The 18,715-nt window shown below is 66.6% G+C and carries 18 protein-coding genes; 7 read left to right on the plus strand and 11 right to left on the minus strand.

All coding sequences use genetic code 11. The features are described from left to right. Nucleotides 1-142 precede the first annotated feature (142 nt). From ACQG3P_RS10890 to ACQG3P_RS10920, 7 genes are all read right to left on the minus strand, one after another. A complete protein-coding gene (locus tag ACQG3P_RS10890; RefSeq protein ID WP_068852972.1) occupies nt 143-568 on the minus strand; it encodes a hypothetical protein in 426 nt (141 codons plus the stop codon). Nucleotides 569-660: 92 nt separating this feature from the next. Beyond that, nucleotides 661-1,248 (minus strand): DUF2884 family protein, encoded by a 588-nt coding sequence (locus ACQG3P_RS10895; RefSeq protein ID WP_217536128.1) that lies wholly within the window; start codon nt 1,246-1,248, stop codon nt 661-663. 12 nt (nt 1,249-1,260) lie between these two features. Continuing rightward, nucleotides 1,261-2,148 carry a DUF4097 family beta strand repeat-containing protein gene (locus tag ACQG3P_RS10900; protein WP_426805047.1) on the minus strand — a complete coding sequence of 296 codons (888 nt, stop codon included), beginning with the start codon at nt 2,146-2,148 and terminating at the stop codon, nt 1,261-1,263. A gap of 25 nt (nt 2,149-2,173) precedes the next feature. Further along, nucleotides 2,174-3,205 (minus strand): hypothetical protein, encoded by a 1,032-nt coding sequence (locus ACQG3P_RS10905; RefSeq protein WP_093532527.1) that lies wholly within the window; start codon nt 3,203-3,205, stop codon nt 2,174-2,176. Then, complete coding sequence (locus tag ACQG3P_RS10910) at nt 3,202-4,077, minus strand: ABC transporter ATP-binding protein (protein ID WP_093532528.1); 876 nt, start codon at nt 4,075-4,077, stop codon at nt 3,202-3,204. Before ACQG3P_RS10910 ends, ACQG3P_RS10905 begins: the two co-directional genes overlap by 4 nt. Then, nucleotides 4,074-4,436 carry a GntR family transcriptional regulator gene (locus tag ACQG3P_RS10915; protein WP_068852958.1) on the minus strand — a complete coding sequence of 121 codons (363 nt, stop codon included), beginning with the start codon at nt 4,434-4,436 and terminating at the stop codon, nt 4,074-4,076. Before ACQG3P_RS10915 ends, ACQG3P_RS10910 begins: the two co-directional genes overlap by 4 nt. Before the next feature lie 2 nt (nt 4,437-4,438). After that, nucleotides 4,439-4,981 carry a hypothetical protein gene (locus tag ACQG3P_RS10920; RefSeq protein WP_426805048.1) on the minus strand — a complete coding sequence of 181 codons (543 nt, stop codon included), beginning with the start codon at nt 4,979-4,981 and terminating at the stop codon, nt 4,439-4,441. Between the two features lie 86 nt (nt 4,982-5,067). On the opposite strand from ACQG3P_RS10920, the gene ACQG3P_RS10925 reads away from it, so the two are divergent. From ACQG3P_RS10925 to ACQG3P_RS10950, 6 genes are all read left to right on the plus strand, one after another. Next, nucleotides 5,068-5,589 (plus strand): glutathione peroxidase, encoded by a 522-nt coding sequence (locus ACQG3P_RS10925; RefSeq protein ID WP_068854696.1) that lies wholly within the window; start codon nt 5,068-5,070, stop codon nt 5,587-5,589. 84 nt (nt 5,590-5,673) lie between these two features. Next, on the plus strand, nt 5,674-6,654 hold the full coding sequence (locus ACQG3P_RS10930) for an FKBP-type peptidyl-prolyl cis-trans isomerase (RefSeq protein ID WP_217536114.1): 981 nt from the start codon (nt 5,674-5,676) through the stop codon (nt 6,652-6,654). Between the two features lie 24 nt (nt 6,655-6,678). Further along, the gene (locus ACQG3P_RS10935; RefSeq protein ID WP_068852950.1) at nt 6,679-8,028 is read left to right on the plus strand and encodes a UDP-glucose dehydrogenase family protein; all 1,350 of its coding nucleotides are present in this window, start codon (nt 6,679-6,681) and stop codon (nt 8,026-8,028) included. Next, nucleotides 8,021-8,260 (plus strand): SlyX family protein, encoded by a 240-nt coding sequence (locus ACQG3P_RS10940; protein ID WP_068852947.1) that lies wholly within the window; start codon nt 8,021-8,023, stop codon nt 8,258-8,260. Before ACQG3P_RS10935 ends, ACQG3P_RS10940 begins: the two co-directional genes overlap by 8 nt. A 13-nt stretch (nt 8,261-8,273) precedes the next feature. Further along, complete coding sequence (locus ACQG3P_RS10945) at nt 8,274-8,960, plus strand: DUF2058 family protein (protein ID WP_426805049.1); 687 nt, start codon at nt 8,274-8,276, stop codon at nt 8,958-8,960. 91 nt (nt 8,961-9,051) lie between these two features. Then, nucleotides 9,052-11,115, plus strand: coding sequence for an acyltransferase family protein (locus tag ACQG3P_RS10950; RefSeq protein ID WP_426805050.1), 2,064 nt, complete (start codon nt 9,052-9,054; stop codon nt 11,113-11,115). A 37-nt stretch (nt 11,116-11,152) separates the two neighbouring features. On the opposite strand, the gene ACQG3P_RS10955 is transcribed toward ACQG3P_RS10950, so the two are convergent. The 4 genes from ACQG3P_RS10955 to ACQG3P_RS10970 are packed head-to-tail and all read right to left on the minus strand — an operon-like array spanning nt 11,153 to nt 17,048. Next, on the minus strand, nt 11,153-12,337 hold the full coding sequence (locus ACQG3P_RS10955; RefSeq protein WP_426805051.1) for an MFS transporter: 1,185 nt from the start codon (nt 12,335-12,337) through the stop codon (nt 11,153-11,155). Next, nucleotides 12,334-15,021 (minus strand): methionine synthase, encoded by a 2,688-nt coding sequence (metH, locus tag ACQG3P_RS10960; RefSeq protein WP_426805052.1) that lies wholly within the window; start codon nt 15,019-15,021, stop codon nt 12,334-12,336. Before metH ends, ACQG3P_RS10955 begins: the two co-directional genes overlap by 4 nt. Then, nucleotides 15,018-16,106, minus strand: a complete 1,089-nt coding sequence (locus tag ACQG3P_RS10965) for a homocysteine S-methyltransferase family protein (protein WP_426805053.1) — start codon at nt 16,104-16,106, stop codon at nt 15,018-15,020. The genes metH and ACQG3P_RS10965 overlap by 4 nt, the downstream gene beginning before the upstream one ends. 12 nt (nt 16,107-16,118) lie before the next feature. After that, nucleotides 16,119-17,048 (minus strand): ArsR/SmtB family transcription factor, encoded by a 930-nt coding sequence (locus tag ACQG3P_RS10970; RefSeq protein WP_068852932.1) that lies wholly within the window; start codon nt 17,046-17,048, stop codon nt 16,119-16,121. 119 nt (nt 17,049-17,167) lie between these two features. On the opposite strand from ACQG3P_RS10970, the gene ACQG3P_RS10975 reads away from it, so the two are divergent. After that, nucleotides 17,168-18,343: an acyl-CoA dehydrogenase family protein gene (locus ACQG3P_RS10975; protein ID WP_426805118.1), complete on the plus strand. Its 1,176-nt coding sequence runs from the start codon at nt 17,168-17,170 to the stop codon at nt 18,341-18,343. Nucleotides 18,344-18,715 lie beyond the last annotated feature (372 nt).

Raw genomic sequence — 18,715 nt, forward strand, 5'->3', positions numbered from 1 at the left:
TACGGGGGCTTTGCGAAACATGGATGTTTCGCAAGAGCCCCCATGGATGGGTTCACGGCGCCCCCCGTACCCCCGCAGCCGCCGGCCCTGCGCGCAGAATCCTGCAGGCCAGAGCTTTTGCATTTGACGTGGAAGTTGGCGCTTACCGCCGATCCGCCATCAAATTGTCGAACGTCTCGGTGTAATCCTTGAACTGCGGAACACGCGTGACCAGATCCGGCGGGATCGGCTGCATGCCCGGCGGCACCTGGATCTTCACCGCGCGCTTGTCCGGGTCGTACGGGGCATCGGTGAGCGTGTTCTGGCGCAATACCTGCAGCTGGCCGAACATCTGCTGCAGCAGCGCGTGCTGGCTGTCGTCGAGCGGAATTTCGATCTCGTCGATCTTCATGTGGCCGTTGGGCAGCACGATGATGTTCGGCGCCGGCGCGCGGCGCACGGTGACCATGCCGTCGCTGACGGTGATCTTCGGCTTGCCGCGCTCGGCGCGGTGGTTGCGGTATTCCTGGTCGCAGCCGGTAGCGGCAAGGCAGAACAGGGCCAACAGCAGGAGGTACAGCTTCTTCATGGCCGGCAGTGCATAAAAAAGGGGAGGGCTAGTGTAGCCCTCCCCCCGTGCAGCGGGCCTGCCTGCGACCGGATGTCGCAGGTGGCGACGGCTCAGTTATGGCAGTCGTCGACGTCGCTCTGGTCCATGGTGGCGTAAGGCTTGAACGCCGGCAGCGCCGCCGCCAGCGCCTGCTGCTTGGCCATCATCGTCGGCAGCAGCTCGCACAGCTGCTTGGCGCTGGCTTCGATCTTGGCCGCTTCCGCATTCACCCGCTCCTCGATGCCCTGCGTGTCGCCGGAGAACACCCCGCGCAGCGCTTCGCCAGCGGCCTTCACGCCCAGGCTGGCACCGGCCACGCCGATGTCCATGCCTGCGCCGGCCAGCTTTTCCACCTGCCTGCGGTAGTCCAGCAGCAGCGCCCGCTGCTGGGCATCGATGGTGACCGCCTTGCCGTTGATCAGCAGGTCGCCCTGAGGGGTGATCTCGGCCTTGTCGTTCTGGTCGTTGGAAATCTTGATGTTGCCCTGGGCGATTTCCACCCGCGCCTTGTCCGTGGCGTCCTTCACCTTCTTGCCGATCGAATCGGCATCCACCACCGGCTTGCCCGTGGCCGGGTCGGTCTTGTTTGAATCCGTGTTGCTGCAGGCCGCCAACGGCAGGCACAGCAGCAGGGTGGGCAGCAGCAGTCGCATGTTCATGGTGGGGTCCCCTTATTTGCCGCGCGGCAGCTGCAGCTTGCCGCGCACGTCGCTGTGGTTGATGTCGCCGCTGCCACTGTTGGTCACTGTCAGGTCGCCGGCTACATCGCGGACCGTCACGTCGCCCGAGCCGTGCCGCTCGACCTTGACGCTGCCGCCCACCGCGCGGGCTTCGAAATCGCCCGAACCGATGTTGCCCAGGCTGACGTTGCCCTTGACCTGGCGCAGGTCCACATCGCCCGAACCGACCGTCTTGATATCGACATTGCCGGCGACCCCGTCCAGGGTGAGGTCGCCCGAGCCGATCGTGCCGACCGTGGCGTTGCCGCGCAGGTTGCGGGCGGTGAAATCGCCCGAGCCGATCGACAGCAGGTTCAGCGCACCGGCACCGTCGAGCTCCACATCGCCCGAGCCGATCGCCGCCGTCACCAGGCCCTTGATGTCGCGCAGCTTGATGTCACCCGAGCCGACATCGGCGCTGAGCGAATGCGCCCCGGTCACGCTGGCATCGCCCGAGCCGACCTTCATCTGCACCAGCACATTGGCCGGGATCGTGCCGCGCAGGTCCAGGTAGGCGTAGTTGCTGCCGCCCGTGTTCCAGTTCAGGCCCTGGTTTTCGCGCTGCAGCTGCACCACCAGCTTGTCGCCGACCTTCTTCTGGGTCACGGTCAGCTGGCCCAACCAGTCCGCATTGGAGGCGCAGGCGCGGCCACTGAGCTGGGCTGCGCCCGGGCCGGCCTGCAGCACCAGGTCGTGCTGGTTCACTTCGAACACCACGGCCTTCGCGCCGGCGACGTCGAGCTTGAGGTCACGCGGGGCGTTGAACCGGCACTGCGGTTCATCGGCCAGTGCGGTCAGCGGCAGCAACAGCAGGGAAGCGACGACGAGCTTGCGGATCATGGGCGGGTCCTCGAAGGGGGCGGGATCAGATTTCGCCGGCGCGGCGGCGCAGGCGGATGGCGATGATGATGAACGCGACGCCGAAGGCAGCGCCGATCCACAGCTCGGGCAGGGCGAGCGCGGCCAGCTGGCTGGCCGGCGACAGCGCCGCGGCCACGTTGTCGCTGTCGCGCATCACCGACTGCAGCTGGTCGGTGCGGTAGAACAGGTCGCTGCCCGGCAGCGTGCCCAGCAGCAGGCGGCCGACGATGTGCTGCCAGAACCAGCCGCTGGTCATGTTGAACAGATTCATGACGTGGGTGGTGCTGACGATGATGCCGGCAAACAGCGGCAGCATGACGGCCCACAGGAACGGCTTGGACTTGGCCCACGCCGACCACATCAGCAGCCAGCCCACGGTCGGCAGGGCCCACAGCAGGTACACCGGCAGCCAGGACAGGTGGCTGGCCACGAACGCCAGCGGGCTGGCCGGGCCCCAGATCAGGGTCAACGGGTTGCCGCCATGGGCCAGCACCACCACCGAGAGGATCGCCATGAAGCCGAACATGGTCAGCACCGATGCGATCACCGCGATCACCGGGGCCACCAGCAGCGCGCTCAGCGCCTTGGACAGCACGGTCTGCGTGTCCGACAGCGGCAGCGACTTCCAGAACAGGATGCTGCGGTCGCGGCGGTCGTCGTAGAGGGCGCCCAGGCAGTAGAAGAACACCACGAAGGCCAGCACCACGAACGGCCACAGCGAGCTGAGTACCAGGGTGGCGTCCAGGGTGTTGCCCAGGTCGGCCATGGCCTTGGCATCCATGTGGGCGGTCAGCAGCTTCAGGTCCAGGCCGTTGACGTTGATGTTGGTGTTGTCGATGTGCAGGTCACCGCTCTCGGCCGCGCGGCGCAGGCCCCACAGGCCGAGCAGGATGCCGATCAGGCTCATCACCAGCGAAATGCCGCCGGCGATCAGCGGTGCCCACAGGAAACCGCCGCGGTTTTCCCAGTACTCGCGCTTGAGCAGCCACTTGAAGGTGCTGGCCTTGCTGATGGGGTGGAAGTGGACGGTGTTCATGCGTAGGTTCCCTTCATGATGGCCACGAACAGATCCGCCAGCCCCGGGCTGCGGATTTCGCCAAGCGGCGTGAGCTGGGCGCGCGGCACCCCGTCGAACAGCAGCACGGTCTTGCCGAACGGCAGGCTGCGCTCGTCGATCGGCTTCAGCGCACGCGCCGCTTCCAGCGTTTCGGCCGACACCAGCACTTCGGTGTAGCGCTCGCCGACGTCTTCCATGTCGGTGGTGAGCACGATGCGGCCGTCGCGGATGAACATCACGTCGGTGAGGATGTGTTCGATCTCTTCCACCTGGTGGGTCGTCACGATGATCGTTTTCTGCTCGTCGAAGTAGTCTTCCAGCAGGCGCTGGTAGAACTCCTTGCGGTACAGGATGTCCAGGCCCAGGGTGGGCTCGTCCAGCACCAGCACCTTGGCGTCGATGGCCATCACCAGCGCCAGGTGCAGCTGCACGATCATGCCCTTGGACAGTTCACGTACGCGCTGGCGCGGCTGCAGCTTGGTGGAGGCCAGGAAGCGTTCGCAGCGGGCACGATCGAAGCGCGGGTGGACCCCGGCGACGAAATCGATCGCCTCGCGCACCTTCATCCAGCGCGGCAGCACCGCCACGTCGGCGATGAAGCACACATCATTCATCAGCGCGTTGCGCTGCACGGTCGGGTCCAGGCCCAGCACGCTCAGCTCCCCCTCGACCTGGGTCAGGCCCAGCAGCGCCTTGAGCAGGGTGGTCTTGCCCGCGCCGTTGGGGCCGATCAGGCCGGTGATCCGGCCCGGGGCGATGGTGAAGCTGGTGTTGTCCAGCGCGAGCGTGGATTTGTAGGCCTTGCGCAGGCCACGAGCGGAAATGACGACATCACTAGCAACGGCATTCATGAGGATTTCCCCTGGGGCAGCAATTCGTCGAGGCGCAGGCCCAGGCGCTGGATGCGCTCCAGGACCAGCGGCCATTCTTCATTGAGGAACCGGTCGCGCTCGCTGCTGCGCAGCTGCGTGGCCGCTTCTTCGGTCATGAACATGCCCAGGCCGCGGCGCTTCTCGACCAGGCCTTCATCGGCCAGTTCCTGGTAGGCGCGCGAAACGGTGATGGGATTGAGCTGGTACTCGGCGGCCACCTGTCGGACCGAAGGCAGCGCGTCGCCGGGCTTGATGATGCTGTCGAGCATCATGGCAATCACGCGTTCTTTCAGCTGACGGTAGATCGGAGCACCATCGCTCCATTGGATATCGCTCATGGTCAGCTCCGTGGGTTCAGCGACTGTGCGAATGAGAAGTAAGGCATGGACAGGGAGCTGTGCAGCCGGCGGGGAGGCGTGGGGGCGCCGTCGGCGTTCCCTGCCTGGATGACGCCTGCGTCCTGCGGGCTTTCAAACGCACCGGTGGCGGTCTCGCTGCCACGGTCACCGGCAGGGATGCTGAACCAGCCCAGCAACAGCAGCGCGGACGCGGCTGTCAGGGCTTTGGCGGAGTGGTGGCGCATGCGGTTCATGGGCTTCCCCTGCATCAGGTGACTGGTGTTGTATGCAACTATAACACCGGCACAGCCAAGTGCAATACCCGACACACCCCAACTGATGGCAGGGGCATGACGATGGCGGCGCGATCGCGTTAACACATTGATTATCAAGCGATTGATGGTGCCGCGGTGCGCCGGGATCAGTCTGCAGGTATTCAGCCGCGTGACGGCCATGTACGTCAACCGCGCACTGAAACCCCCGGTGATATAGTCCGCCTTCCCCTGCAGGACAGGGTTTTCCAGCCTCTTTACCGGAGTTTCCAATGCCCCAGTCCCACCGCGCGACTTCCCCGTTCCACGCCACCCGGGCGCGCGCCCGCCGCTGGGGCAGTGGGCTGCTGCTGGTCGGGATGCTGGGCGCCGGGTCCGCCCAGGCCGCGGATCTGCTTGACCTCAACTACCGGCCGCTGGCCGGCAAGACCGAGGTGAACCTGGAGAAGCAGTACGGCGGCAAGGTGCTGCTGGTGGTCAATACCGCCAGCAAGTGCGGCTTCACCCCGCAATACGAGGCGCTGGAAGGGCTGCAGACCCGATACGCCGCGCGCGGCTTCTCGGTGCTGGGCTTCCCGTCCAATGATTTCAAGGGCCAGGAGCCGGGCAGCGAGAAGGAGATCCAGGAGTTCTGCACGCTTACCTATGGCGTGAAGTTCCCGATGTTCCAGAAAGTGCAGGTCACCGGCACCGACGCCACGCCGCTGTACCAGCGCCTGACCGCCGCCACCGGCGTTGCGCCCGGCTGGAACTTCCACAAATACCTGCTGTCGCGCGATGGCCGGGTGGTGGCGCAGTTCTCCAGCAAGGTCAAGCCGGACGACAAGGAACTGGTGGCGGCAATCGAACGTGAGCTGTCCGTTGCGCCTGCAAAGCGCTGACATCCTCGACATCTCGCACGTGCGTGCGACAATGATCGCTTTCGCGCCGACGTCGGCGTCCAGTCACTTCCAGGAAAGCAGCAAATGAAGATGGGAATGCGCGGCGCTGCGGCGTCGGTTCTGATTCTGGCGATGGGTGCCACCGGTACCGTGATGTCGCAACAACCGGCCGCAGGCGCGGCCGCCAAGGAGACTTCTGCTTTGACCTCCCAGCGTGAAAAAGTCGGCTACGCCATTGGTATGGACGTGGCCAAGTCCTTCGAGCCGATTGCCGACCAGATCGACATCGCGGCCCTGCGCCGCGCGGTGACCAACGCCTTCGAAGGCAAGCAGCCGCTGATCACCCAGGAACAGGCGCAGAAGACCGACCAGGCGCTGCGCATGGCGATGGCCGTCAAGGCCGGCCAGCCGGTTCCGGGCATGGCCCCGGGCACCGAGCCGCCGAAGGTGGACCGTGAACAGGTCGGCCTGATGCTGGGCAGCTATGCCGTGGGCCCGTCGCTGGCGCCGTTGAAGGACCAGGTCGACCTGGACGCGCTGTTCGACGCCGTGCAGACCGCGTTCGCCAAGGGCACCCCGAAGATGACCGCCGAACAGGCCCAGGCCACGATGGAAGGCTTCATGGCCGCCCAGCAGGCGGAAATGCAGGCCAAGGCCGCCGCCCAGGGCGAGACCAACCGCCGCGCCGGCAATGACTTCATGGCCAAGAACAAGACCGTGCCGGGCGTGGTCACCACCGCGTCGGGCCTGCAGTATCAGGTGATCCGTCCCGGTTCGGGCGAGCGCCCGCTCCCCACCAGCAAGGTCAAGGTGCATTACGAAGGCAAGCTGCTCGACGGCACCGTCTTCGACAGCAGCATCCAGCGTGGCCAGCCGATCGAGTTCGGCCTGGACCAGGTGGTCAAGGGCTGGTCGGAAGGCGTGCAGCTGATGCCGGTCGGCGCCAAGTACCGCTTCTGGATCCCGGGCGAGCTGGCGTATGGCGAGCAGGGCACCCCGGGCGGTCCGATCGGTCCGAACGCGACGCTGACCTTCGACGTCGAACTGCTGGGCATTGCTCCGTAAAACGGAACTGGAGTCAACACGGACATGCGCGTCTCAATCTTCGGTACCGGCTACGTCGGTCTGGTCACGGGTACCTGCCTGGCCGATGTCGGCCACCAGGTGGTCTGCGTCGATATCGACCAGGCCAAGGTGGATGGCCTCAACCGCGGCGTCATCCCGATCTATGAGCCGGGCCTGGAGCCGATGGTCAAGGCCAACCATGCCGCGTTGCGGCTGGCCTTCACCACCGACGCCGAGGCGGCGATCGCGCATGGCCAGGTGATCTTCATTGCCGTGGGCACGCCACCGGACGAGGACGGCAGCGCCGACCTGCAGTACGTGCTGGCCGTGGCCCGCACCATCGGCCGGCACATGCGTGTGCCGACCGTGGTGGTGAACAAGTCGACCGTGCCGGTAGGCACGGCCGACAAGGTCCGTGCCGCCATCGCCCAGGCGCTGGCCGAGCGCGGCGAGGAGATCGCCTTCGACGTGGTCTCCAACCCCGAATTCCTCAAGGAAGGCGACGCTGTGGCCGACTGCATGCGGCCGGACCGTATCGTGATCGGCGCGGCCAATGCCGAGTCGGTGGCGCTGATGCGCCGCCTGTATGCGCCGTTCAACCGCAACCACGACCGCGTGGTGGAAATGGACGTGCGCTCGGCCGAGCTGACCAAGTACGCCGCCAACGCCATGCTGGCGACGAAGATTTCGTTCATGAACGAAATCGCCAACATCGCCGAGAAGGTCGGTGCCGATGTCGAACAGGTCCGCCAGGGCATCGGCTCGGACCCGCGCATCGGCTGGCACTTCATCTACCCGGGCGCCGGTTACGGCGGCTCGTGTTTCCCCAAGGACGTGCAGGCGCTGGCCCGCACCGCGCAGCAGTACGGGCATGAGCCCAAGCTGCTCAATGCGGTGGAAGCGGTCAACGATGCGCAGAAGGGGCACCTGTTCCAGCTGATCCAGCGCCACTACGACCGTGGCGAGGATGAGGGCGTGCGCGGCCGCACCTTCGCGGTGTGGGGCCTGGCCTTCAAGCCGAACACCGACGACATGCGCGAAGCCTCCAGCCGCCGCCTGCTGGCACAGCTGTGGGAGGGCGGTGCCACCGTCCGCGCGTACGACCCGGAAGCCACCGACGAGGCCCGCCGCATCTTCGGCGAGCGCGACGACCTGGTGTTCTGCGACAGCGCCAATGACGCGCTGGATGGCGCCGATGCGCTGGTGGTGGTCACCGAATGGAAGCAGTTCCGCAGCCCGGATTTCGCCCACCTGCGTGACACGCTGAAAGACGCCGTCGTGTTCGACGGTCGCAACCTGTACGACCCGCAGGAGATCGAAGCCGCGGGCCTGGCCTATTACGGCATTGGCCGGGGACGTTCGCTGCATGCATGATTCCACTCCCACCGCGCGTGAGCAGGCGCTGGAAGCGCGCCTGGTCGAACTTGAAATGCGGGTGTCCTTCCAGGAACAGGCCTTGGCCGAGCTGAGCGAAGCCCTGGCCGATGCCCGCATCGAGGGCAGCCGCAACGCGGACCTGACCCGCCTGCTGCTGGAGGACCTGGGCAAGGTCCGCAACGCGCTGTATTCCGATTCGGGCGAAGAACCGCCGCCCCCGCACTACTGATCGACCCAACGTCATGAGCGATACCCTCCGCGACCAGCTGCTGGGCCTTGGCTTCAAAGCCGCGCCCAAGCCCGAACGCAAGCCCGACGCCCGCCGCGATGGCCGGCCCTCCAACGCGCCGCAGGGTGCCCGACCGCAGGCCAAGGCCGGTGAGGGCGCCCGTGGGCCGCGCGATGGCGATGCCCGTCGTGGCCCCCAGGGCAAGGGCCGCCCCGGCGGCAACGCACGTCCCGGCCAGGGCCAGAACCCCGGCCAGGGCAAGCCGCGCTCGCGCGAGGACATCGACCTGGCCAAGGCCTACGCGATCCGCGCGCAGAAGGAAAAAGACGACCGGATCGAAGCCGAGCGGCTGAAGCAGGAAGAGGCGCGCGTGCGCCGCGAAGCCAAGGTCAAGCTCGACGAGCTGCTCAAGGACAAGGCGCTCAACGATGAAGCGGCCGACATCGCGCGGCACTTCCCGTATGGCGGCAAGATCAAGCGGATCTATGTCACCGCCGAGCAGCTGCGTCAGCTCAACGCCGGCGAACTGGGCGTGCTGCAGAGCACCGGCCGCTACCTGCTGGTGACCGCAGCGGTGCTGGACGAAGCCGAAGCGATCTTCGCCCCGGCCGTGGCACTGCGCGTGGACCCCAACGCCCCGGCCGAAGACGACCCGTACGCCGATCCGGCCTACCAGGTACCTGACGACCTGGTCTGGTAAAAAAAAGCGGGTATCGACCGACGGTCGATACCTACCTGACGGGTTGAATGCGGTAGCGCACGACCGTTGGTCGTGCGGCAAAGGAGTGTGCATGCAGGAAAGCCAAGTGCGACAAACCTACGTCCCGCATATCGACGGCCTGCGTGCGGTCGCCGTGTTGTCGGTCATCCTGTACCACCTCAAGGCGAGCTGGCTGCCCGGTGGCTTCACCGGTGTGGATGTGTTTTTCGTGATCTCCGGCTTCGTGGTCAGCGCCTCGGTCGATCGCCTGCCGGCGCTCGGCGGCTGGCAGGGCCTGCTGCGTTTCTACGCGCGCCGCATCCGCCGGATCGTGCCGGCGCTGGTGGTGTGCCTGCTGGTCACCGCGCTGTTCAGTGCGCTGTTCATTCCAGAATCCTGGCTCAGCGAAACCAGCGACAAGACTGGCCGCCGCGCATTCTTCGGGCTGAGCAACTGGGTGCTGGCCGCCACCGGCAACGACTACTTCTCGCCGCGCACCGAATTCAATCCGTACACCCACACCTGGTCGCTGGGCGTGGAGGAGCAGTTCTACCTGCTGTTCCCGCTGTTGTTCCTGGCGTGGTCGCGGGGCGGGCGGGCGCGCGTACTGTCGCTGGGTTTGTTCGCCGTCGCTACCGTCGCGTCGCTGGCCTACGCGCTGCGGCTGGTCGGGCAGGGCGGGCAGGAGATCCAGGCGTTCTACGTCACCACCACGCGGTTCTGGCAGCTCGGTGCTGGCGTGCTGCTGTACCAGGCAATGACGCTGGCCGGTCGTTTCGATGCGGCGCCGCTGGCGCGTGGACTGTCGTGGCGTTCGCCTTTGCTGCTGCTGGCGGTGGCGGGGCTGGGCTACGGGTTGTGGGCGGCGCGACCGGGCCACTCGCCGTGGCCGGACGGGCTGTGGCCGGTGCTCTCCACGGTGGTGCTGCTGGGGCTGCTGCAGCGACATCCGCAGGGCTGGACCGGGCGCGCGCTGGCCAGCCCGCCGATGGTCTGGGTCGGCAAGCTCTCCTACTCGCTGTACCTGTGGCATTGGCCGGTGTTCGTGCTGTTCCGCTGGACCGTGGGGCTGGAAACCGTGCTGGCCGGGGCGTGCGCGGTGGCGCTGGTGTTCGCGCTGGCGTGGCTGTCCTGGCGCTGGGTGGAGCAGCCGCTGCGGCATGGCTCGCGCGGCCCCCGGACCAACGGGCGCTGGGTACTGCTGGGGTTGGCCGTACTGGTACTGGGCGCCGGCCTGCAGTCGGTGCTGGTCAAGCAGCAGCGGCACATTTCGTTCAGTACGGTCAGCCGGCATCCACTGGACTGGTACCCGTATGCGAAGGGGCTGAAGAAGGAAGTACCCGACTGCCGCGTGGTCGAGTCCAGCATTCCGGTCGCCGGGGGACAGGCGCGGCTGCTGCGGCGGGGCGAGTGCAAGGGCGGCAGCGGGGCGGCGGACGTGCTGTTCGTGGCCGGCGATTCGCACGCCCTGGTCTATAACGAGCTGCTGCGGCGCAAGGTGGTGCAGGACGGCGGGCAGGTTCGCCTGTACGGCAGTGGCGGTTGCGCGCTGGTGGGCATGCAGGCCTGGCGCGGTCCGAACCCGGGATGCGAGGTGTACACCCGTAACGTGCTGGAGGATATCCAGGCTGCCGCGCGTGCCGGTGACGTGCTGTTCCTGCCCGGGCTGCGCATTCCGCGCCTGGCCGAGCAGTACCAGCTGTTCGATGCGGCCCAGGTCGCCGCCGATCTGGCGAGCCCGGCTGCGGTGGAAGGGCGGGCGGCCGAAGTAATCGCCTCGATCGAACAGCTGCGTCCCCTGGCCGAACGCGGCGTGCGGATCGTGCTGGAAGCGCCCAAGCCGGTGCTGCCTGCACCGCCGTACCGCTGCTCGGATGCGTTCAACCGCCACAACCCGATCTGCGTCAATGGCATGCAGATTCCGCGCGCGCAGGTGGAGGCAATGCGCGCGCCGGTGCTGGACAGCCTGCGTCAGGTTGCCGCCGCGTTGCCGGGTGCAAGCGTGTGGGATCCATTACCGGCGTTGTGCCCGGGCGACGTGTGCAGGCCCGATGCAGACGGCAGGCCGCTGTATTTCGACGCCGATCACCTGAGCGGGTACGGCAACCGCGTCTTGTTGCCCGGTTTCCGCAGCCACCTGCAAGCGGTGCGGTAGGGCCGATAACGCCCATCTCTGCATTGACGCAGGAACCTCAGGCGGAAACGCGCCTTGGTTTGCGCAACAGTGGCAGGCTGATCGCGAAGAAGCACAGCAGTGCGCCGGCGAATGCGAACCCCGCGCCGGCCAGGAATGCGGTGCGGCCCTGGTCGATGTTCCACAGCTGGCCGGCGATCAACGCGCCGAGCACGCCGCCGACGCCTGACGAGAAGCCATACAGCAGCCCCTGGCCGTGCCCGTTGAGCCGGCCCGGGAAGTAGGTCGCCAGCATCTGCATGGCCGCCGCGAAGAAGGCCGCAAATCCCAGCGCATGCGCGGTCTGCGCCACCAGCATCACCCCCAGGTGGTCCGGGAACAGTGCGGTGACGGTCCAGCGCAGGGTGGAGCTGACCAAGGCGATCAGCAGCATCCAGCTGGCGTCATAGCGGCGGAAGAAGCGGCCGATGGTGAAGAACACGCCGACCTCGAACACCACGCCGATCGTCCACAGCAGCCCCAGCGTGGAGGTCGCATAGCCGTGGTGATCCATGTAGACCGAAAAGAACGTGTAGTACGGCCCGAACGACAGCTGTTCCATGAACGCGGCCAGGAAGAACGCCAGCACCTGCGGTTTGCGCACGATCTGCCAGAAGCCGCTGGCATCACCATCCGCGCGATGGAAATCGCGCGCGTAGTAATTGGCAAACGCCGAGCCCACCAGCAACGCGAACAGCGGCAGCATCAGCCACGGCAGCATGTGCGCGTTGCCGGCACCGCCGCTGCCTTCGATCAGCCAGCCAAAGCCCATCACCACCGCGATGAAGCCCAGCGAGCCCCACACCCGGATCAGCCCGTAGCGGTGGCTGTCGTTGCCCAGGTGGGTGAGGGTGATCGATTCGAATTGCGGCATCACCGCGTTGTAGAAGAAGCAGAACACCACCATGGCCGGGTACATCCACGGCAGGGGCAGCGGCAGCAGGAACGCGCAGAAGGTGAGCAGGGTCAGCACGCTGCCCACGCGCAGCCAGCGGATCGGGTGCGGCGAGGCGGCGGCAATCGAGGTCCACGTCGTGGGTGCCACGATGCGGGTGGCGTACCAGATCCCCATCATGACGCTGATCGCGGTCACGCTCATCCCGCGCGCGGTCAGGAACAGCGACCAGTACGGGGTGAATGCGCCGAGCGCCGCGTAGTAGAACAGGTAGTAGCTGGAGAGGCGGGCGACCGGAACCGCGTTCATTCCGGATCGTAATCCAGGTTGGAGGCCAGCCAGCGTTCGACCTGCGCGCGTTCCACGCCCTTGCGTTTGGCGTAATCGCCGACCTGCTCGCGGGTGACCCGGCCGACCACGAAATACTGGCTCTGCGGGTGGCTGAAGTAATAGCCGGACACCGCCGCCGTGGGCAGCATCGCAAAGCTCTCGGTCAGCTGCATGTCCGCGTTGTTTTCCGCATCGAGCAGGCGGAACAGCGTGGCTTTTTCGCTGTGCTCGGGGCAAGCGGGGTAGCCCGGCGCCGGGCGGATGCCGCTGTACTGCTCGGCAATCAGCGCGTCGTTGTCCAGTGCCTCGTCCGGCTGGTAGCCCCAGTAATCAGTGCGCACATGCTGGTGCAGGCGCTCGGCCAGGGCTTCGGCCAGGCGGTCGGCCAGCGCCTTGAGCAGGATCGCGTTGTAGTCGTCATGGTCGGCCTCGAAGCGGGCCACGTGCGGGTCGATCCCGATCCCGGCGGTGACCGCGAACGCGCCGATCCAGTCCTGGCGGCCGCTGTCGGCCGGCGCGATGAAATCAGCCAGGCAGAAGTCCGGGCGCTCCACCGGCTTGTCCACCTGCTGGCGCAGGAAGTGCAGTACGGCCGGGCCATCCTCGGTGGTCAGGTGCACATCGTCGCCCACGCTGTTGGCCGGCCACAGTCCGAACACCGCCTTGGCGGTCAGCCAACGCTCGTCGACGATGCGCTTGAGCATCGCGCGCGCATCGCGGTACAGCTCGCTGGCCTGGGTGCCCACGATCTCGTCGGTGAGGATGGCCGGGTACTTGCCGGCCAGTTCCCAGGCCTGGAAAAACGGGGTCCAGTCGATCACCCCCACCAGATCGGCCAGCGGGTAGTCATCCAGCACGTGCAGGCCCGGCCTGCGCGGGGCCGGCGGCTGGTACTGCGCCCAGTTGCCGTCGAAACGCTGCGCGCGGGCCTTGGCCAGGGTCACCAGGCGTTTGGCATCGCCGCGGTTGCGGTGGCGCTGGCGGATGTCGGCGTAGTCGGCCTCGTTGGCGGCCACGAAGGCCTCGCGCAGTTCGCTGGAGATCAGCGACTGGGCCACGCCCACTGCCCGCGAGGCATCCTTCACCCACACCGTGGGCGCCTTGTAATGCGGGTCGATCTTCAGCGCGGTGTGCGCGCGCGAGGTGGTGGCGCCGCCGATCATCAAGGGCAGGGTGAAGCCCTGCCGCTCCATCTCGCGGGCCACGTGGCTCATTTCTTCCAGCGACGGGGTGATCAACCCGGACAGGCCGATGATGTCGGCGTTCTCGGCGCGGGCCGCGTCCAGGATCTTCTGCGCCGGCACCATCACGCCGAGGTCGATCACCTCGAAGTTGTTGCACGCGAGCACCACGCCGACGATGTTCTTGCCGATGTCATGCACATCACCCTTCACCGTGGCCATGATGATCTTGCCGTTGCTCTTGGCGGTATCGCCGCTGCGCGCCTTTTCGGCTTCGATGAAGGGCAGCAGGTAGGCCACCGCCTTCTTCATCACGCGCGCGGATTTGACCACCTGCGGCAGGAACATCTTGCCGGCGCCGAACAGGTCGCCGACCACGTTCATGCCGTCCATCAGCGGTCCTTCGATCACGTCCAGCGGGCGGCTGGAACGGATCCGTGCCTCCTCGGTATCGGCTTCGACCCAGGCATCCAGGCCGTGCACCAGCGCATGCGCCAGGCGCGCGTCGATCGGCTTTTCGCGCCAGGCCAGGTCTTCGCCCTTGATCTCGCCCTTCCTGCCCTTGTAGCGCTCGGCGATCTCGAGCAGGCGTTCGGTGCCATCCGGACGGCGGTTGAGGATCACGTCCTCCACGCGCTCGCGCAGTTCGGCATCCAGGTCGTCGTAGATCGGCATGGCGCCGGCGTTGACGATGCCCATGTCCATGCCCGCCGCGATGGCGTGGTACAGGAACACCGCGTGGATGGCCTGGCGCACCGTTTCGTTGCCACGGAACGAGAACGACACGTTGGACACGCCACCGGACACATGGCAATGCGGCAGTGTGCGCTTGATGATGCGGGTGGCTTCGATGAAATCCACCGCGTAGTTGTCGTGCTCTTCGATGCCGGTGGCCACGGCGAAGATGTTCGGGTCGAAGATGATGTCCTGGGGCGGGAAGCCGACCTGGTCGACCAGGATCCGGTAGGCACGGGTGCAGATTTCCACTTTGCGCGCGCAGGTATCGGCCTGGCCCTGCTCGTCGAAGGCCATCACCACCGCGGCCGCACCGTAGCGCAGCACCTTGCGTGCGTGTTCGATGAACAGCGCCTCGCCTTCCTTGAGCGAGATCGAATTGACCACGCTCTTGCCCTGCAGGCACTTCAGCCCGGCTTCGATCACGCTCCACTTGGACGAATCGACCATCACCGGGATGCGCGCGATATCCGGCTCGGACATGATCAGGTTGAGATAGCGGGTCATCGCCTTCTCGGAATCGATCAGGCCCTCGTCCATGTTGACGTCGAGGATCTGCGCGCCGCTGGCGACCTGCTGGCGGGCCACTTCCACCGCTTCTTCGTAGCGTTCTTCCTTGACCAGCTTGCGGAACTGCGCGCTGCCGGTGACGTTGGTGCGCTCGCCGATGTTGACGAACAGCAGGTCCGGGGTGATGACCAGCGGTTCCAGCCCGGACAGCCGGGTGTGGCGCGTTGGGGCGTTCATGCCGCCTGCTCCTGCGCGCCGGGCAGTGCGCGCGGCCGCAGGCCGGCCACGGCCTGGGCGATGGCACGGATGTGGTCGGGGGTGGAGCCGCAGCAGCCGCCGACCAGGTTGAGCAGGCCGTCCTCGGCGAAACCGCGCAGCGTGGCGGCCATTTCGTCCGGGGTCTCGTCGTACTCACCGAAGGCGTTGGGCAGCCCGGCGTTGGGGTGGGCGCTGACGTAACAGTCGGCCACCTGGCTCAGGGTTTCCACGTGCGGTCGCATCGCGTCGGCGCCGAGCGCGCAGTTCAGGCCGATCGACAGGGGACGCGCGTGGGCGAGCGACGTGTGGAAGGCGTCGGCGGTCTGGCCCGACAGGGTGCGCCCGGAGGCATCGGTGATGGTGCCGGAGATCATGATCGGCAGGCGCGCGCCGCGCGCATCGAAGGCTTCTTCGATGGCGAACAGCGCGGCCTTGGCATTGAGCGTGTCGAAGATGGTTTCCACCATCAGGGTGTCGGCACCGCCGTCGATCAGGCCATCGATGGCCTCGCGGTAGGTCTCGCGCAGCGCATCGAAGCTGGTGTTGCGGAAACCGGGATCGTTCACGTCGGGGCTGATCGAGGCGGTGCGGCTGGTCGGCCCCAACACCCCGATGACGAAACGCGGTTTATCCGGGGTGTTGGCCTCGACCGCATCGCAGCAGGCGCGCGCGACGGCAGCGCCGGCCTTGTTCAACTCGTACACCAGGTGTTCCAGGTGGTAATCGGCCTGGCTTACCGAGGTGGCATTGAAGGTGTTGGTTTCGATGAGGTCGGCCCCGGCCAGCAGGTAGGCGGTGTGGATCTCCGCGATCACCGCCGGGCGGGTCAGCAGCAGCAGGTCGTTGTTGCCCTTGAGATCGTGGCCTTCCGGCGTGCCGTGGTCGCAGCCGGCGCCGTGCTGGTGGTCGAAGCCACCGGCGAAGCGTTCCCCGCGGTAATCGCCTTCCTCCAGCCCGTGCCGCTGGATCATGGTGCCCATCGCACCGTCGATGATCAGGATGCGCTGGGCCAGCGCGTCTTCGAGGGCGCGGACACGATCGGGGTGCAGCCAGGGCAGGGACATCGCGGGGAAACCTCAGGGCTTGCTGGCAATCAGCGAAATGACTTCAAAATGCGGCGGACGCTTTTCGCGGGTCACCGTTTCCAGGCTGGAGACCACCAGCCCGGCCTTCTCGGCGAATTTGCGGAGTTCCTTGTCCGAGAAACCCAGGTTGACGTGGCCATAGGCCTCGACGGCGGCCTTGTGCTCGTGGCGGGCCAGGCTGCAGAGCAGCAGGCGGCCACCGGAGCGCAGCACGCGCGCGCCTTCGGCCACGGCCTGGGCCGGCTTGGCGGCGTAGGTCAGTGCATGCATAAGCACCACCAGGTCGAAGCTGCGGTCCTTGAAGGGCAGGGCATGCATGTCGCCCTCGCGCACTTCCACGTTGGCCAGGCGGCGCAGGCGTTCGCTGGCGGCGGCCACGACGCGGGCGCTGGTGTCGATGCAGACGTAGCGCTTGGCATGCGGGGCCACCAGTTCCGCCAGCACGCCATCGCCGGAGGCGATATCGAGCACGTCCCCGGTTTCCAGCAGCGGCAGCGCGGTGCGCGCCAGCGCTTCCCAGGTGCGGCCCGGCGAGTAATGGCGTTCCATGTCGCCGGCCACGCTGTCGGCCCAGTTCTGGTCGGCGGCGCGGCTGGCCAGCACGCTGGCCACGCGTTCAGCATCCTGGCGCAGCAGCGGGTCGTCGCTGCCGGTGCTCAGGGCGTGCCACAATGCGCGTTGGGCCGGGTCCAGCGCGGCATCGTCGAAGCGGTAGTACGCCGACACGCCTGCGCGCCGGTCGCGCACCAGGCCGGCTTCCTTGAGGCGGGCCAGGTGGGTCGACACCCGCGGCTGGGCCAGGGTGGTGATGGCCGACAGCTCGGCCACGGTGAGTTCTTCCTGCTCCAGCAGCGCCAACAGGCGCACGCGGGTGGCGTCGGCGAACACTTTCAGCCGGACCGACCAGTCCTCGAGATCCATAAATATCTACCTATCGCGATATAGAGATATTTTCGTCCTTTGGCGCCTTCGCGGTCAAGTCAGCCCGGATTGGGTGGCCCCCGGTACAATCGCCGCACCTGGACGCGCCCGGCGCGGCCATATCGACATGTTCCTGGGAGGGTTTCGTGGATTTCAGTTTCACCGAAGAGCAGCTGATGCTGCAGGACGTTGCGCGCCGCATCGCGCAGGAAAAGATCGCGCCGAGCGCCGAGCACCATGACCGTACCGGCGAGTTCCCGCTGGACAACATCCGCCTGCTGGGCGAAAACGGCCTGATGGGCATCGAAGTGCCGGCCGAGTACGGCGGCGCGGGCATGGACCCGATTGCCTACGTGCTGGCGATGGTGGAGGTTGCCGCGGGCGACGCCGCGCATTCGACCATCATGTCGGTCAACAACTCGCTGTTCTGCAACGGCATCCTGACCCACGGCAGCGAGGCGCAGAAGCAGAAGTACGTGCGCGCCATCGCCGAGGGCGAGGCCATCGGCGCGTTCGCGTTGACCGAGCCGCAGTCCGGTTCGGACGCCACGGCCATGCGTTGCCGCGCGGTCAGGCAGGCTGACGGCACCTATGTGATCAACGGCAAGAAGAGCTGGATCACCTCCGGTCCGGTGGCCAGGTACATCGTGCTGTTTGCCATGACCGACCCGGAGCAGGGTGCGCGTGGCATCACTGCGTTCATGATCGACACCGACAAGGCCGGCTTCCACCGCGGCAAGACCGAGCCGAAGCTCGGCATCCGCGCCTCGGCCACCTGCGAGATCGAGTTCCAGGATTACGTGGCGGCGGCCGACGACGTGGTGGGCAAGGAAGGCGAGGGCTTCAAGATCGCGATGGGCGTGCTGGACGCCGGCCGCATCGGCATCGCGTCGCAGGCAATCGGTATCGCACGTGCGGCCTATGAGGCCACGATCGAATACGTGAAGGACCGCAAGGCCTTCGGCGCGGCGATCGGCACGTTCCAGATGACCCAGGCCAAGATCGCCGACATGAAGTGCAAGCTGGACGCAGCACTGCTGCTGACCCTGCGCGCGGCATGGGTGAAGGGCCAGGGCAAGCGTTTCAGCAACGAAGCGGCCATCGCCAAGCTGACCGCGTCGGAAGCGGCGATGTGGATCACCCACCAGGCCGTGCAGATCCACGGCGGCATGGGTTACTCCAAGGAAATGCCACTGGAGCGTTACTTCCGTGATGCCAAGATCACCGAGATCTACGAAGGCACCTCGGAAATCCAGCGCCTGGTCATCGCCCGTAACGAAACCGGCCTGCGCTGAGGCGGCTTCTCGCCGTACCGACCAGAGCATCGGGGTCCTATTGGGGCCCCGATTGCTTTTGGGGTGTCTGATTGCATGGTGTACCTGGGTACCGGGCTGCGCCCGGTAGCTTCATGCATCTGGGCGAACAGCCGTTGGGCACCGGTTTGCCGGAGTTGGCGAGCCGGTGCGGGTTTGCGGGGGGGGCGCCGTGAATCCGTCCCTGGAGGCTCTTGCGAAACATCCATGTTTCGCAAAGCCCCCGCAAACCCGCCCCGGCTCGCCTTTGAAAGTAGGCAGGAGGCCAAGGAAAAAGCACAGGGCAACGAGCCACGCCGGTAGGGTTGGTTCCCAAACAACCGCCGTGAAAATTTCCACGTTCGATAACGCATT

The sequence above is a fragment of the Stenotrophomonas sp. SrG genome, assembly GCF_050031795.1.
Classification (GTDB): Bacteria; Pseudomonadota; Gammaproteobacteria; order Xanthomonadales; family Xanthomonadaceae; genus Stenotrophomonas; species Stenotrophomonas rhizophila_A.